13 protein-coding genes are annotated in these 17,267 nt (G+C 32.5%); 2 read left to right on the plus strand and 11 right to left on the minus strand.

What is annotated here, in order from left to right; genetic code table 11:
* Positions 1–11: 11 nt before the first annotated feature.
* The 9 genes from dnaN to rpmH form a co-directional block, all read right to left on the minus strand.
* A complete protein-coding gene (gene dnaN / locus H0Z29_07465; protein MBO8131338.1) occupies positions 12–1,133 on the minus strand; it encodes a DNA polymerase III subunit beta in 1,122 nt (373 codons plus the stop codon).
* 240 nt (positions 1,134–1,373) lie between these two features.
* Complete coding sequence (locus H0Z29_07470) at positions 1,374–2,624, minus strand: peptidylprolyl isomerase (protein MBO8131339.1); 1,251 nt, start codon at positions 2,622–2,624, stop codon at positions 1,374–1,376.
* Positions 2,625–2,648: 24 nt separating this feature from the next.
* Entirely contained in the window at positions 2,649–3,428 is a 780-nt protein-coding gene (locus H0Z29_07475) for a peptidyl-prolyl cis-trans isomerase (GenBank protein MBO8131340.1), read from the minus strand.
* Positions 3,429–3,443: 15 nt separating this feature from the next.
* Positions 3,444–6,677: a transcription-repair coupling factor gene (gene mfd / locus H0Z29_07480; GenBank protein MBO8131341.1), complete on the minus strand. Its 3,234-nt coding sequence runs from the start codon at positions 6,675–6,677 to the stop codon at positions 3,444–3,446.
* Complete coding sequence (gene mnmG / locus H0Z29_07485) at positions 6,674–8,587, minus strand: tRNA uridine-5-carboxymethylaminomethyl(34) synthesis enzyme MnmG (GenBank protein ID MBO8131342.1); 1,914 nt, start codon at positions 8,585–8,587, stop codon at positions 6,674–6,676. Before mnmG ends, mfd begins: the two co-directional genes overlap by 4 nt.
* Before the next feature lie 2 nt (positions 8,588–8,589).
* A complete protein-coding gene (gene mnmE, locus H0Z29_07490) occupies positions 8,590–9,960 on the minus strand; it encodes a tRNA uridine-5-carboxymethylaminomethyl(34) synthesis GTPase MnmE (protein ID MBO8131343.1) in 1,371 nt (456 codons plus the stop codon).
* Positions 9,961–9,963: 3 nt separating this feature from the next.
* Positions 9,964–11,679, minus strand: a complete 1,716-nt coding sequence (yidC, locus tag H0Z29_07495) for a membrane protein insertase YidC (protein ID MBO8131344.1) — start codon at positions 11,677–11,679, stop codon at positions 9,964–9,966.
* Entirely contained in the window at positions 11,672–11,914 is a 243-nt protein-coding gene (gene yidD / locus H0Z29_07500) for a membrane protein insertion efficiency factor YidD (GenBank protein MBO8131345.1), read from the minus strand. The genes yidC and yidD overlap by 8 nt, the downstream gene beginning before the upstream one ends.
* 311 nt (positions 11,915–12,225) lie before the next feature.
* Positions 12,226–12,360, minus strand: coding sequence for a 50S ribosomal protein L34 (gene rpmH / locus H0Z29_07505; GenBank protein ID MBO8131346.1), 135 nt, complete (start codon positions 12,358–12,360; stop codon positions 12,226–12,228).
* 388 nt (positions 12,361–12,748) lie between these two features.
* Here rpmH and dnaA point away from each other — a divergent pair, with 388 nt between their 5' ends.
* Together dnaA and H0Z29_07515 are read left to right on the plus strand one after the other, a co-directional pair.
* Complete coding sequence (gene dnaA / locus H0Z29_07510; protein MBO8131347.1) at positions 12,749–14,131, plus strand: chromosomal replication initiator protein DnaA; 1,383 nt, start codon at positions 12,749–12,751, stop codon at positions 14,129–14,131.
* Between the two features lie 83 nt (positions 14,132–14,214).
* Positions 14,215–14,652: a single-stranded DNA-binding protein gene (locus H0Z29_07515; protein ID MBO8131348.1), complete on the plus strand. Its 438-nt coding sequence runs from the start codon at positions 14,215–14,217 to the stop codon at positions 14,650–14,652.
* Here the strand turns inward: H0Z29_07515 and H0Z29_07520 are convergent.
* Both H0Z29_07520 and H0Z29_07525 read right to left on the minus strand, forming a co-directional pair.
* On the minus strand, positions 14,649–16,298 hold the full coding sequence (locus tag H0Z29_07520; protein ID MBO8131349.1) for a nucleoside kinase: 1,650 nt from the start codon (positions 16,296–16,298) through the stop codon (positions 14,649–14,651). The genes H0Z29_07515 and H0Z29_07520 overlap by 4 nt on opposite strands.
* 514 nt (positions 16,299–16,812) lie before the next feature.
* On the minus strand, positions 16,813–17,241 hold the full coding sequence (locus tag H0Z29_07525) for an arsenate reductase ArsC (GenBank protein MBO8131350.1): 429 nt from the start codon (positions 17,239–17,241) through the stop codon (positions 16,813–16,815).
* Positions 17,242–17,267: the final 26 nt, after the last annotated feature.

A 17,267-nucleotide genomic window follows, 5' to 3' on the forward strand; every position in this document is an offset into this window, starting at 1 on the left:
AACAGAGGAAGTCAATCTTCAACCAGTCGGATGGGCATCAATAACATGAACAATTCCTCTCCATCAGTATTTTCATCAGGCTCAAGAATAGTCGCAGATGTAGGAGTTTTGAACTTAAAATTGAATTTGGGTGAATCTATGTTTCTAAGTAACTCTTTGAGATATTCAGAATTAAAACCAATATTTATTGGATCTCCTGAGTACTCTCCATCAAATTCCTCCTCTGCAGAGCTTCTATTTTCTTCATCGTACGCTTTCATCTTAAGAGAAACATCTGGATTTAGGTTTAAAACAACCTGATGGGTGGTCTTATTGGAAAAAATAGAAACTCTCTTAATTGTAGAATAAAATTCTTCAACACTGGTCTTGAGAACTTTGTCATTATCTACTGGTACTACACTTTCGTAATCAGGAAAGTGTTCATTGATAAGCCTAGAAAAAATTATTGCATTGTCAATGGAAGCTTTTACATGATTGTCTCCTATAGACAGTACTATTTTTTCGCCATCTTTTAAATAGCTTTGAAGTACGTTTAAAAACTTCTTCGGAATAATAATATCCTTTTCGAAATCCTCTTTATTTATGTCAAATCTTTTAAGACAGATTAACCTATGTCCATCTGTAGATACAGTTCTTAACTCTTTATTCTTAAACTGAAATAAAACCCCAATAAGTGCAGGCTTTAATTCATCCCTTGCAACAGCAAATATGGTCTTTCTTATTATTCTGTTTAAAATTTCACTATCAAATTCTATCTCATGCAGTATATTCACATTTGGCAAAGATGGAAATTCATCGGGAGACCTTCCCATAATCTCATACTTACCACGTTCAGTAGTTATCTTAACCAATCCTTCATAATCGGCTTTTATGGATAGAATACCAGGTTCAAGTTCACCAACTATTTCTGTAAAGAGTCTTGATGGTACTGCAACACTACCATCTTCGATACCATTGACTTCCATATCAACGTTCATTGTAATTTCTATATCTGATGATCTAAGGGAAAGTGTATTTCCTTTTAGTGTCATTAATATACAGTTTAAAATAGGCATTGAAGTACGAACGGGTGAAACCTTAGAAACTTTTAATATTTGTTCATACAATTCATATTTATCAGCTTTTAGATACATAAATTAACCCCCTTTTGTTATATAAATATAACTCTAAAAAGTAAATTATATCAAGTTATTTATTATATACATTGTTGAATTGTTGATTTCTGAATTAATCGCTAAAAGATAATTAATTGAGAGTTTTTTATTTGTTAATTTGATGTTAATTAAATGTGAATATGGCATGTATGAATAAAATTTACTCGAAAAATAAAAAAAGAGAATAAATATAAACATATTATTAACAATCTTTTTGTGTTATTTCAATTTGATTTCAATATAAAAGTTTTTTTTCAGTTCCTCGATCCATTTAAGGTAAAGATTCATCTGCTTTAATTGGAGAGCGTATTGTTCCAGAGTTATCCACATATCGTTGTATACGCCATTTAGCTTTAATATATGAAAACCCATCTCTGTTCTAAATGGTTCACTAATCTCATCGACTTTGAGAGTATCCAAAATTGTAATAAACTCTTTTTGTTTGATTTGATTTTTGGGGATTCTTTCAATTCTGCCGAAATTTATTTTTGCGTCAGGATCATCGCTATATTTATATGCAGCCGAATCGAAAGAAATCTCTTTATTCTCGACCATCTTTTTGATTTTGTATATTTTCATTCTTGCTTGTTCTATATTTTCCTGAGATATTTTAGGCTTAATTAGAATATGTCTAACCCTTATTTTTTCTCCTTTTCTATCTACTAACTGTATTATGTGGTATCCAAGCTCTGTTTTTATAATGTCACTTACTTCATCAGGTTCTAAAGAGAAAGCGGCTTCTTCGAAGGAAGTTATAAAATCACCTCTTTGAATAAATCCAAGATCACCACCATATGGTGCTGTTGCAGGATCGTCAGAATATTTCTTTGCAAGCTCTGAAAAATCATGCCCATTAAGTATAAGTTCCCTGAGAGAGTCAATAAGAGACAAAGCTTCCTGATTCTCCTTGTTCCCAGGCCTGATCTCAATTAATATATGGCTGAAATCTAACGTCGGGGGTATTTCTGGGATGCTATCTTTATATGTTTCATAAAACTTTTCCACTTCTTGTCTTGTTAACGTAATGTTTTGAAACTTTTTACTCTTGAGTTTTTGCACGAGTATCATATTTTTAATAATCGGTCTATAATCCCTTTTAATTTTATTAAGCGGTCCTCCAAGCAAATTCTCAGCTTTCTGCTGGGAACCTGCCTGTTTTATTATTTGTTCAATTTTTTGATTTAACATTTCTTCAACTTCTCGGTCGGATACTTCGATACTTTCAATTTTCGCCTGCTCGACAAGAATTTTATCCTCAATAAGAGCATTCAGGGCAAGTTCTCTTAACTTTTGATATTTTTCTTTGTTGACTTCTGGGTTAATACCCATTTGGGAAGCATTAAGTCTTGCTAATTGTTCAACTTCACTGTATAAAATTATGTTATCATCAACAATTGCAGCGATTCCATCAATAAGTTCCTGTGAGTATATTGTAATGAAGGTTAAAAGCAGAAAGACGTACCTCTTCATTTCTCCCCTTATGATTTTGAATGATTATTCAATTCTGATTTCATATTTATACTTTTTTAAAATGCTATCAACTAACATGCTATATGATTCTTGTATTTTAATTTGGGTCAATCTTTGAATAATCTCATCTCTGACTTCATCAATAGGTATGATAGAACCTTTTCTGTTGCGTTCAAGAACTTTGATAACATGATACCCATAATCTGTTGCAATCGGACCAAGGACTCTTCTGGGAGGCGTATCAAAAATTGTTTTATCAATTTCTATTATGGGTTGTCCTCGCTTAATAACTTTTGTTTCGAATTTATATTGATTATATAATTTCTCAAGTTCTTTTTGATTGTTCGATAAAAATGCAGATTTTATTGTTTTAGCTTCACTATATGTTTTTACAACAACATGTATAACTTTAGCCTCATCAAAGTTACGTACAAAGAGTTTGTTTCTATTTTCAAGATAGTATTTTCGAATATCATTCTCGCTAATCTTAATCCTGGAGTTAACAAAATATTTTATAAATTCGTCTATTACTAGACTTTTTTTATAATTCTCGACCTTTTGGAGTAGTCTTTCATCTTTATCAAAATGATATTTTTTTGCTTCCAAATATAGAGCTTCTTTTATAATCCAATCCGTGACATATTTCTTCAAGGATTCCTTATCTTTTGAAATGCTATTAGGTATGTCATCATCAGTGATATAACTTTTATTTATTCTTGCTATAAAATATTTTGGGACGCTATCCTTAGAACAATTAAATATAGTAAGAAAAAGAAGAAGTAATATAATGAAATTGACTCGCATGCTCACCCTCGCAATTCATTGTAAATTAAGTTTATTATGAAGTTTTAACAAGAAATCTATTAATAAATTAACAATTTCTTTTTTACTATAAATAATAAAGGTATGATTTTCATTCATGCTAAATTTATAAGTAAAATGCAGTTCATTAGTTAGATTATATAAAATATTATTAATATCAAAATTAAATAATATGGAATTGGGAGATAATGTAATTGTGGCAGTGTTTTTATTTATTAATATCTTACTTATATTAAGAGATGTGGACAAACACTTGATTTTAAATAAGTTAGAAAGGTTTTTTACTTCCCTACGAGGATTGCCATATTTATCTTTTATATCATTAAATAGCATATCAACCTCAACTAGCGAGTTTGCATTGGAAAATTTTTTATAATAATATATTCTGTAGGCTTCATTTTCTATATAATCATCAGGTATGTAAGCGGGGTATGGAAAAATTACTTCTGTATGGGCATTTGAAGTTTTATTATCGATCAAATTTTCGTTAAATGATTTTGAATCCTGGAATTCATTAATGCAACTTTTTAGAATCCTTATGTATAATTCATATCCTACAGCGTTGATAAAACCACTTTGTTCTACACCGAATACATTCCCGGCACCCCTTACCTCCATATCCTTTAATGCAATTTGGTATCCTGAGCCAAGTGATGTAAATTTTTTTAACGTAAGGAGTCGTTTCATAGCTGAATCTGTAAGGCGTGCAGGATTATTAACGATAAGATAGGCATATGCCTTTCTTGTACCTCTACCGACACGGCCACGCAATTGGTACAATTGAGCTAAACCGAAATTATGAGCGCGGTTAATAAAAATAGTATTGACATTTGGTAGATCAATACCACTTTCAATAATAGGAGTTGTTATTAGGATATCTATTTTTTTATTTATAAAATCAAGCATTGTTTGTTCAATTTTTCTTGCAGGCAACTTACTATGGATAAAATCGATCCTGACATTTGGGAGTATCATTTTCAATTTTGAAAATAGAGGATCAATTGTAATTATTTTATCGGTTACGAAATAAACCTGACCTCCTCTATCGATTTCCCTTCGTATTGCCTCTTTTATTATACTTGAATCAAATGTTATTATTTCGGTGTGGATTGGGTATCTATATTTTGGTGGAGTATTTATGACTGATATATTCTTTGCTCCAATTAGAGATAAGTATAGTGTCCTAGGTATTGGAGTTGCCGATAATGAAAGGACATCGACATTGAGCCTTATTTTTTTAAAATGTTCCTTTTGTTTTACTCCAAAGAGATGTTCTTCATCTATAATGACCAATCCGAGGTCCTTAAACAACACATCTTTGGAGAGTAACCTATGTGTGCCGATTACAATATCGATTGTACCCGATGACAAACCAGAAAGAATTCTCTTTTGTTCTTTAGATGGTGTAAATCGAGAAAGTACCGCAATATTAATAGGATAATTTTTTAATCTTTCGCTGAAGGTTCTATAATGCTGCTCAGCAAGAATAGTAGTTGGCACTATTACAGCAACTTGTTTAGAATCCATAACTGCTTTAAAAGCTGCTCGTATAGCTACTTCTGTTTTTCCAAAACCCACATCCCCGCATAGTAGTCTATCCATGGGATATGATTTTTCCATATCTTTTTTTACATCCACAATAGCTTTCGTCTGGTCGGGTGTTTCCTCGAATGGGAATTCGGATTCGAGCTGGATTTGTAAATCGGAATCGGGGGAAAAAGGAAAACCCTTTGAGTTGAGCCTTCTAGAGTAAAGCTCCAATAGCTCTTTTACAAATTTTTCTGCTGATTTTTTTGTTGTACTTTTGATTCGTTCCCATTCGCCACTACCAAGTTTAGTAAGAGTGGGTTTAAAATTACCAGAAGCATAATATTTGGTAATAAGGTTAAGTTGGTCTATTGGAACAAATAGCTTATCACCACCTTTGTATTTTAATACCAAGCATTCAGTCTCGGTCCCGAAAGCATTAATTTTTTCTAAACATTCGAACTTTCCGATTCCGTAATTCATATGTACAATATAGTCTCCATATTCAATAGAATCCAAATCAATAGGAGATAAATGTTCGTTCTCTATGAAAGAGGGCAATTTCCTGTGTGTTGTACTCTTTCTTTTAAAGAAAATGGAGGAAGAAGAATAGAAATAAATGTCTTTATGGGGTATAAAAAAACAATCACTAATTGGTTTTCTTATAAATGTTATTCTGTCAAAAAATTGGTAATTTTTCAAATTATTTGAGATAGAATTATAGAGTGTGTCAGAGTCCACGAAGATAAAAACACTTGATTTAGAATTTTTTTTAAAAATCCGTGAAAGATTGTCTAGGAATTTATTAAATCCTAAAGGTTCGTCTGGATAATCAAAAGGAAAGATAATGTCGCCATCGGATAGATCGTTAATAAAAAGCAAAGTACTAAATTTCTTTAATAACTCAGATAAATTTTTGTTATATAGTCTCTCTTTGTGATTTATAATCGGGAGTGAAATTTTAGGTAGCAATTCGAAAAAAGGTTTGTGTTTTTTATCAGATTTTATTTGGGGATAAATAGTAATAAGATTAAGAGATTTAAAGGTTTTCTGGTTTTCAGGAGAAAAGAATCTGATGCTCACAATCTCATCTCCGAAATATTCTATTCTTACAGGGAAATCGTAATGTGGAGGATATATGTCTAAAATATACCCTCTTTTTGAGAAAGAAAATGGCATTTCAACAAAATCAACTTCTTTATAACCAAAGTTTTTCAGATGGGATATTAAACGATCTCTTGGAAAAATGTCATTAATTGAGATTTTTATAGAATTTGTTATAAAATAACTATTATCAGGGAGGAGTAGATTTAAATTTTCAACGTGTGAAAAAAGAAAAAAATTGTATTTACTATAAAGAAAAGAGATAAATCTATATAAGTTTAAAATATCTGCCTGGTCATAGAAAAAGGCATCCAAATTAAAATTAAGATTTATCTTCGGGAGGAAAAATACTGGAGAATTATCATCTAAAAAATTAAGGGTGTCGTTATATAATTTTTCAAGCTCATCATTATTATCAGATAAGAATATAATTGGTTTTTTTAAAATAGGTATCAGCATACTTATGGTGAGAGCTAATGCTGAACCTTGTAGATTAGAAACTGAAATTGATTTGTTTGAATAGACAGCATCAAAAATATCTCTTATGTATGGTTCTTTTTTTAGTGAATCGATAAGAGATGATAGTTTACAGTCTTTCATGTTTCACGTGAAACAATGAGCTTTCCCATCTTTTTAAGGTAGATCATAAGGGAAGTTATGTCAGAGGGAAGAATACCTGGTATTCTAGAAGCTTGGCTAAGGGTTTCTGGCTTTATTTTATTTAATTTTTCACGTGCTTCTTTTCTTATTATATTTATGCTGTTGTAATTCAGATTCTGGGGGATAAGAGCGTTTTCACACTCTTTCATGCTATTTATTATTTCATAGCTCCTATTAATGTATCCCTCGTACTTTATTTCTGTTTCAATATGAAAGTCCAGCATTTGAAATTTAAAAATTCTATCTAGGAGATTTTGAGGGATGAAAGTTTTGATATGGTCAAAAGATATTTCGGGTCTTTTTAAAACCTTATGAATAGATAACCCAGGTGTATATTTTGTATTTCTACCCGCTCTTGGAATAATTTGGTAAAATTCTTCCTCATTTAAAAAGCGACGTTTTAAGAATGCTATTGTTTCAGAAGCAACTTGCATCTTTTCTTTTGTTATCTCTATGAATTTATTAGGAAGTAAACCAATTCTTTCAGCTTTTTCAACCAATCTCTGGTCGGCATTATCAAACCGTAGAAGTAATCGATACTCTGCGCTAGAAGTAAACATTCGGTAAGGTTCCGTTGGACTTTTTAGTATTAGATCATCTATAAGTACTCCAATATAAGCTTCGGATCGATCAAGAATTAAGGGTTCCTCACCTTTTAGACTGAGAGATGCATTTATTCCGGCAATTAATCCCTGAGCAGCAGCCTCCTCATATCCGGAAGTACCGTTAACCTGTCCAGCAAAATACAATCCTTTAATGATTTTTGATTCAAGTGTTCTGTAAAGTTGAAATGCCGGGAAAAAGTCATACTCGATGGCATAACCAGGTTTAATAATTTCTGCTTTCTCAAGACCAGGTATTGTTCGTAATCCCCTTATCTGGACATCGATAGGGAGGCTTGTGCTAAAACCGTTAACATAAATTTCGTTTGAATTTTCCCATTCTGGTTCGAGAAAAATTTGGTGAGAATCTTTGTCTTTAAAACGTACTATTTTATCTTCAATGCTTGGACAGTAGCGTGGTCCGACAGATTTGATTACTCCAGTATATAGTGGTGAACGATCAAGAGATTCGAAAAGAATCTGATGTGTTGTTTTATTTGTATATGTTATAAAGCAAGGAATATTTTTTGGTTTGAAATTAGTGGTTTGAAATGAGAAAAGGATTGGATTTTCATCACCATATTGCGGAGTTGTTTTTGAAAAATCAATAGAATCGCGATTTATACGTGGTGGTGTGCCAGTTTTAAGCCTGCCTGCTTTTATTCCAAGAGATATTAGCGATTCAGTTAATCCGGTTACTGCCCTTTCTCCTATTCTACCACCTTCAAAATGAGTAAGGCCAATATGTATTAAGCCATTTAGAAACGTTCCTGCAGTTATTATCAATCTGTTGCATGTTATATCGCCATGCTTTTCGGTAGTAATTCCAATTACTCTTTTATCTTCAGTTAATACCCTTACTGCCATATCTTCCATTAGATCTAGATTTTCCTGCTCTAACAGCCTTTTAATCATCTCGAGGGAATACTGGATCTTATCTGCCTGTGCTCTCAATGACCATACAGCCCTACCTTTTGATTTATTAAGAACACGGAATTGCAAGCCAGTTTTATCTATTACTTTCGCCATTTCACCACCAAGTGCATCAATTTCAGAAACAAGATGCCCTTTGGCTAGTCCCCCAATTGCAGGATTACATGACATTCTCGCAATCGCGCTTATGTCGATTGTAACTAATAGAGTCTTTAGCCCAAGACGTGCCGATGCCAATGCTGCCTCTATACCAGCATGACCACCGCCTAGCACTATTATTTCGTAATCTGCATTTCTCCGTTTCACGTGAAACATTCCTATTTTCCTATACAGAATTTGCTAAAAATATTATTTAAAATATCATCGCTGGTGGTTTTACCCGTTATTCTATCTATATGTTCCAGACAGAACCTCAATTCCGATGAAATCAGTTCCGCTGGCATATTATCTTTTATTAGACGTAATGCGGATTTAAGCGACTTTCTTGCATTTTTTAATTCTTTATAATGTCTTTGATTGGTTATTATAATGTCGGCCTGTGGTTTCTTTTTTGTTTCTATGCTCTCGATTATCTTTACTCCTAATTCGTGTACTCCCTTACCGGTTTTTGCCGATATAAGAGCATAGGTTTTACCATTAAAAAATTTCTCTATGTCGCAAATTTTATCCTTTTTGACTTTATCTGTTTTATTTAGAACAAATATCACATTATCAATTTTTATGTTCTTTTCTTCTATAGCAAACCTTATATCACCAGGATTTGTTATGTCTACCACAAATAATACAGTGTCAGATGAGTTAGCTATTTTGTAGCTTTGCTCGATACCAGCCTTTTCTATGTCATCATGTGTCTGGCGAATTCCGGCGGTATCTATGAGCTTCAGAAGATATCCTTTTATTGATATTGATTCTTCAATATAATCTCTTGTTGTACCAGGTATTGGAGAAGTAATTGCTCTTTCTTTTTTTAAGAACGAGTTTAAAAGTGTGGATTTTCCACTATTTGGGGGTCCTACGATAGCTACAGTGATTCCATGTTGTGCTATTTTACCGTATTCATAGCTTTCTGTTAATCGTTCGATTTCTCTCTTTGTTTCTGATATTTTCTTTAACAATTCCTTTCTCGATATAGTTTCTATATTCTCTTCTTGGAAATCAAGTTCTATTTCTATAAGAGAAATTAAATCTATAAGTTTTTTCTTAATATTTTCGAGCTTATTCCCCAACTTCCCCTCGAGTATTTTGAGGCTTGTCTCGTTTGAGATTTTTGTAAGGGAATTTATTAAGTCAGCCACAGCTTCAGCCTGTGTTAGTTCCAATTTTCCATTTAAAAAAGCCCTTTTTGTGAATTCACCAGGCTCAGCTAGCCTTGCACCATTCTTGGTGCATAATTCAATTATTCTGTTGGCAATATAAGGGTTACCATGACAGTTTATTTCGACCATATCCTCGCCGGTATAGGAATGTGGAGCTTTATAAAATATCACGATAACATCATCAATTGGTTGTCCGTTATCTGTAACTCTTCCAAAAGTAGCCACCCTTGGATAGATAGGATCTTTTTTTGCCTTAAATATTTTTTTTACTATGTGATGAGAGAGACTTCCTGAAAGTCTAACTATGGAAATTGCGCCTATACCCGGTGGCGTAGATATTGCGATAATTGTATCTTTATAGCCTTGGTACATAGTTTATTTAGGTCTGTCTGTAATAAGTTTTTGCTGGATTATAGTAAAAATGTTGAATAGTGTATAATAAAGGTTCAAACCCGAAGGAAATTGGTTGAAAATGAAGAAGAAGACTATAGCAAATAGATATGTTTGTAATCTCTGTTGTTTATTCGCTGAAATAGTAGAGAGCTTTTGCTGAAAAATCGTTGTAATAAGCATAATTATTGGTAAAATGTTAACACTGTTTCCATACAGAGGTATTGAAAAAGGTAAAGTGAGAATCGTATCTGGATTAGAAAGATCTTTTATCCATAGTACGAATGGTGCCTGTCTGAGTTCTATTGTTGTCCTGAATATAATAAAAAGAGCCCATAGGATTGGCATTTGAAGCAGGATTGGGAGGCATCCACCAGCGGGATTTATTTTATGTTCCTTATAAAGTTTCATTGTTTCTGCTTGTAGGCGCTGAGGGTCATTTTTATATTTTTCTCTTAATGCGTTTATCTTAGGCTGCAACTCTTGCATTTGCTTCATAGACTTTTGCCATTTATTGGTAAGCGGATAAAAAATAATTTTGATAAAAATTGAAAATAGTATCAGCACAACGCCATAGTTTGGAATTAAACTGTGGAGTTTTATAAACAGCACAAGTATTGCTTTGCTTATCGGTCTAATGGGAGAAAATCCAAAATTCATAATTCTTTCAAGTTTGACATTCAGAGATCTAATAGTGTAGTAGTCAAGTGGACCGATGTAAATGTTTACTGTAGACTCTTTATCAGCAGGAAACATTATTTGCATTTGATATTTTTTCCAGATTTCTGTCCTTCCCTTAGTGTAGCTTTTACCATATAGAGAATATCCATAAGTCCCTGGATATACGGGTATTATCGCTGTTGAGAAATATTTTGATCTTATAGCAGCCCAGTCTATGTAGCCTCGAAAAGAGCTTCTTTTCTCTTTACCTGATTTTACAGTTAGTTTATCAAGTTCTCCACCGGAGAATGCGTATGAACCGGAGTAATATAAATCGTCTTTGACAAGTTTTTCTGTTATAGGCAAACCACAGTCCCAGTTTAAGCTGTAAAATTCGCTTCCAATGACTTCCCTTATATCTTTCAGGTTTTGTTTTATACGGAATAAATAGTTATCAGCGAAGAAGGTAAGTTTTTTAATTACTTTACCATAGTCGGTTGTTAATTCATACGTAATTTCGATACTATCTTTATCTTTTAAATAGATATGTTTATCTTCGTCAAATTTTTTTGATATCTTTTTTAAGTCAAAGGGTTCTAACAGTCTAAGAGTATCTCCATTTATATCTATGAATGAGATGTATAGAGCGGAACCTTTTCCTTCAGGGATAAGATTAACCAGTGTTGTGTCATTATTGATAGTACTTTTGTATTTTTTAAGAACAAAACTTTTAATAATGCCACCACCAAGATTTGAAAGTTTTGCTATGAATAGGTCGTTTTCAATTATAAGAGAGTCTTCTTTGATATTTTTTGTTGTGGCTGGTTGTATTATTGTTATTTCCTTTTTCGCCTCGGGCGTAGTTCTTTTAGTAGTAGTTTCTTGTGGTATTTTTTCTTCTCTCTGGTTGGGAATTACTCCTGTTGTGTCTGCAATTTTTGCAGGTGTTTTTTGAGTTCTTCCAATCCATTGATAATAATAGGGTATAAGCAGGATTATAATAAATACGAGTATAAATCCAATAATGCTTCTTCTATCCATTCTTTTTGTTCTCCTTTTTTGGTAGAGGGTCATACCCACCTGGATGAAAGGGGTTACATTTTATTATTCTTGTCAATGATAGATAAACTGCCCTGAAAAAGTTTAATTGTTTAAATGCTTGAATTGTATAATTTGAACATGTTGGATAAAACCTGCATGAATGGGGTAAAATTAGAGACAGGGAGTTTTGATAGGTTTTAATTAATAAAATTATTAAATGATTAAAAATCTTCATTTATTAACCTTTGCCGAATAATTTTACTAAAATAAGAAAAGCTGTAATTATTATTGAACTTTCTAATAAGAAAAATGATTTGTTTGGGCTTTTTTATTTCGTATTTGTTAACACGATATGCTTCTTTTATTAACCTTTTTATTCTATTTCTAACCACAGCACCTTTTACTTTTTTAGATATTAATACTCCAATTTTATTTCTCTCTGAATTTTTATAATATATTATTAAATGTCCAAGATTGATTCTTTTTCCAGAATGTAGAATCTCGCTGATTAATTTCTTACCCCGGATTCTCTCAGATTTTGATAGCCTATGCCGAAATGGCTTTTCTCCCCTTTTTCCTTCGCCTTGATAAAATTTTTCTTCCCGCTCTGGTTTCCATTCTGGCTCTGAAGCCATGTTTATTCTTTCTTTTTCTGATGCTTGGTTGGTATGTCCTTTTCATTTATCACTCCAAAATGATATTGTACAAAAAACAGATATAAATTTATGTAAAAAAATTTTTAAAAAATAGCCTTAATAACTGAAAACTATTGCTTTTTAATTTTATCCTGTTAGCTTAGTAATGAGGTGGATGGAAGTAGTGTTGATAAGTTGTTAATAACAGAAAAGTATGATGGAAAATGGTTAAGTGTTATTTCAATTAGATATGATTTCTATAAATTTTTTATAAAAATATTCTTAGGGAGTTTGGGTATGTTGTTGATGTATCGTTTGTTATGGGTGTTTTAAAAATGTAAGTGATTTTATGAATTTTTTAATTTATATTTTGCTCGTTTTCATGGCCATTTTTGGTGTTTATGTGTTAATGTTGATAACTTTGTGGCGGGAATATGGAAAAAACTTCTGATATTAAGGAATTTTGGGGAAATGTGCTTGGATATGTCAAAAATTATGTATCAGAACAAACTTTCAATACATGGTTCGTACCTATAAAACCAATTGCTGTAAATGATAACACCATATACCTAGAGGTACCTAATAAATTTTTCTATGAATGGATTGATACTCATTTCAAGGATATTCTGGACAGAGCGATAAAATCTGTTTTCGGTAGAACATACAAACTTAATTTTACGATTATCCTTGATGAAAATGTAGAAGACGTCGATAGTTTTAATGAAAAAAGTTACAAAAAGAAAAAGAATTATAGCAGTATCGCAACATCCGGATATTTTGAAAATTTTTCTAGGATTAATGAATATTATACCTTTGATAACTTTGTTGAAGGAAGTAGTAACCAGTTTGCAAAAGCTGCCTCCATTGCTGTTGCCAATTCTCCCGGGAAAAACTCATTTAATCCCTTAGTGATATATGGTGGTACAGGTCTTGGAAAAACCCACCTTTTACAGGCAATTGGAAATGAGGTATTGAGTAACAATAGGGTTAAGAAGGTTGTGTATATTTCAAGTGATGCTTTTACATTAGATTTTATTACTGCCGTGCAGAAAAATAAGGTTAACGAATTCTCACAGCACTACAGAAGCGTTGATCTTCTTCTTTTAGATGATATACAGTTTTTTCAGAATAAAGAACAAACGCAGGAGCAGTTTTTCCATATTTTCAATGACCTATATCATCACGGTAAGCAAATTGTTTTGACATCCGATAGGCAACCTTCGGAACTAGATGGATTACATGACAGGATGCTCTCTCGTTTTCAATCGGGTTTGGTTGTTGATATCCAGCCACCAGACCTGGAAACAAGAATTGCCATTTTACAAAAGAAGGCAGAGGAAGATGGACTGGAGATATCCTTTGAGGTAATTGAATATATAGCTACAAATATAAAGTCGAATGTTAGGGAGTTAGAAGGGGCTTTAATTAGGTTGCTTGCTTATTCATCTCTTTTAAGGGTTGATATAGATATGGAATTGACAAAACGGGTTTTACAGGAGATCCTTGGATCAAAAATCAATACGTCAATATCTATAGAGCAGATTCAAAACATCGTTTGTAGCGTGTATAACGTTACCCTTGATTCTCTTATTGGAAAAATTAGAACAAAAGAAGTAGCAGAAGCAAGAATGATAGCCATGTATTTGACCAGAGAATATACTGATCTATCTCTGAAGACAATTGGTTTATATTTTGGTGGTCGTGACCATTCGACAGTAGTTCATGCAATAAAATGGGTAGAAAATAATATTAAAAGAGATAAAAATTTTGCTCATCGAATATTATCTTTTAGAAACAAGCTGGAAAGTTCAATATAAAATGAATGTTTTTTATAAAATAGTTGCATTTCATTTATTTTATTAATATTATTTTCATAACTATATAACAAATGGAGGGAGAAATGGCACAGAGAGGCACTATTAACAAAGTTATTCTAGTTGGTTATCTGGGCAAGGATCCAGAGCTGAGGTATATGCCAAGTGGAGATGCTGTTGCTGAAATAAGGATAGCTACCACGGAGGTTTTTAAAAACAAAGAAGGAGAAAGGGTAGAAAAAACTGAATGGCACAGCGTGGTGTTATGGAGAAAGACGGCAGAATGGGCTGCTGAATGGCTAAAAAAAGGTCAGCTTGTTTATGTTGAAGGAAAGCTTTTAACGAGGCAATGGGAAGATAGAGACGGTCTAAAAAGATACAAGACTGAAATACAGGCTGATCAGGTTACGGTACTTGGTGGTCTTGTGGGAAAAGAAAAGGCAATTGAAGAAGAAGAGATTATTGATGAAGCAGAATCTTCCCCCTCAATTGAAGATGAAGGAGATGAAGATCTTCCATTTTAGTATTTAAAAGAACTTCCGCCAATGAACTCCCTTAAGATTGAGTTTGATGGAACTGGCTTTTCGTTTATTGTAAGAAAGCATTTTAATATATCCATTAATCTCCTCGCCTCAGGGTAGACACTGCTTGTTTTAGGAATTTTTTTTAAATAATTCACGGCATATCTCTTTAAAGCAGCCAGTTCATAAACCAGCGATGAGTTAAACATTACATCAGCTTCTTCCTGAAAAGGGAAGATAAAGTTTTTTTCGCCCTCAATTACCTTTGCCCAGGTATGTATAGTCTCCTCTGCATCATGATTTCTAAATTTTGAGTCTCTTACAATCCTTCTTATTAAACGTAGTTCATGGGTTGGTATTCGGTTGGCATTGTCAAAATTTAGATGTGTTAAAGCGCTTATATAAATCTTATATACGTTTTTATTATTCACTACCGATGTGATTTTTGGATTTAACCCGTGTATCCCCTCAATGAGAATTACACAATTGTTTGAGGCTTTCACCTCATTGGTATACTCTTTAATTCCAAGCTTAAAATTGAATTTTGGTAATTTTACCTTTTCACCTGTTATCAGAGCTTTGATGTGTTTTTTAAGTAGATCAAGATCGAGGGCTTCAGGGATTTCAAAGTTTAGGTTTTTTCCCTGTTCTTTTATAAGTTGTTTTCTATCTTTGTAATAGTTATCAAGAGATATAGTTATTATATTGTGTCCTAAGACCCGTAGTTGTATATAAAGTCTCTTCATAAATGTGGTTTTACCCGATGATGATGGGCCTGATATAAAAGCAACCCTTTTCTCTTCATTTATCCTATTTATCTCTTCTGCTATGAATACAATTTTTCTTTCATGGAGAGCTTCAGAAATTTTAATTATCTCATCAATAGTACCATTTTTTATTGCCCTATTTATATGGCTAACATCGGATAAGTTTAATATTTCTCCCCATTGTTCGTGTTCGTTGAAAATTTCGAAAAGTTTTTCCTGTGGCGTAAATTCAGGGATAATGTTTATATCTCCCTCTATTGGATACCGTATTATAAAACCTCTTTTGTATGATTTTAAATCAACTTTCCTAATACATGAAGTGGACGATAGTAGTGGAGTAGGAGCCCAGTACAAAACGGACTCAATTTCATATAATTTTATTTCATTTTCCGGGTAATATTTTAATAATTCTGCGGTGTCTTTTCTGCCTATTTTTGTGAAGTATTTTAATGCGTCCCTCTTTGAAACCTTTATGGGGTTTATTTTTATGTTCTTAGCAATGGTCTCGGTTAATTCTCTGTACAATGCTTCAATATATTTTTCGATATTGGTTGTCTCCGAGTTGATCTTACAGTATAGACCATTTGACATACTGTGAGCGATGACCAGTTTTTTATCCGGAAGAATTTTGGATGCTACATGATATAATAAGGTTGCGCAGGTATTTTCATAAATTCTCTTTGCAGTCGAATTATACTCTTCAACAGTTTGTATCACGTCTCCATTTTCTGGATATTCGTTATATGAACAATATTCTCCATTTTTTATTATAAAAAGTACGTTATCGGGCAATATGCTGGATTCTTTTACTATATCATAGATTGTCTTATTTTTGTTTGTACTGATTTTTATTCCGTTTACATATATAATTATATTTTCCACACAATAAATTATTTTGTTTTATGAATTATAAAAAGGCTTTCCTTGCAAACATAAATGGGATTCACCTGTTGAAAGGCTATGTCTTTTGAGTGAAAAAGGACTGAAAGCTATTCTAAATTATGATAGAAACAATAGCGTGTTAATAGTGTCTTATGGTTGTAAGTATCCTATTGATTATGGGTGGGTTACAACTATCTTTCCAATAAGATTATATAAAGTGAATCTAATATTCTATTTGTGGGTCACTGGGAGAAAACAATAAGTGTTTTTATCTGGAAAAAACTTCAAAGCGGGCGAGGGCATGGGCTAATTGGTGAGAAACTAAGGAAATTGTATTAAGAGGCCAAACTTGAGGTTTTCTCTGGTAATAGAAATTATTGTGTTTGTAAGAAATATTAAGCTTACTTTTGTGTTATTTCATAAAGAACCAGACAACACAAATAGATATTGTGAATTTTCTAAGGTTTTTGAGAGGCATTTTAATGGAATTAGTATATTACATGGAGAAATAGTTTTACAAATTATGTGTAGTTTCCTTTATAAATTTCGAGATTTTATTTTTAAGAATATCTCTTGTAATTCTAAAAGCGTTTAATTTTCTTTCATCGTCTCCCAGAATTCTTATTGGATCTTCAATGAACCAGCTTAAAGTATTTACTTTTCCTTTTAGGTTAGAACAACTCATAGCAGCAACCTCACAAAGGTTAATTACATAATCAAATTCTATATTTTCCACTTCACTTATATGTTTTGATCTATGACCATCCATACTGATACCAATTTCTTTCATAACCTGTATTGTAAATGGGTGAACATAAGCCGGGCTTATACCTGCACTATAAGCCTCGAATTTGTCACCAGCCATTTTTTTTATTAGTGCTTCTGCCATCTGACTTCTTACAGAGTTACCTGTGCATATAAAAAGGACCTTCAATTTTCCCATAAATATTTGTTCCTACTTCAGTTATT

The sequence above is a fragment of the Candidatus Neomarinimicrobiota bacterium genome, from assembly GCA_017656425.1.
GTDB lineage: Bacteria > Fidelibacterota > UBA2242 > UBA2242 > B5-G15 > JACDNV01.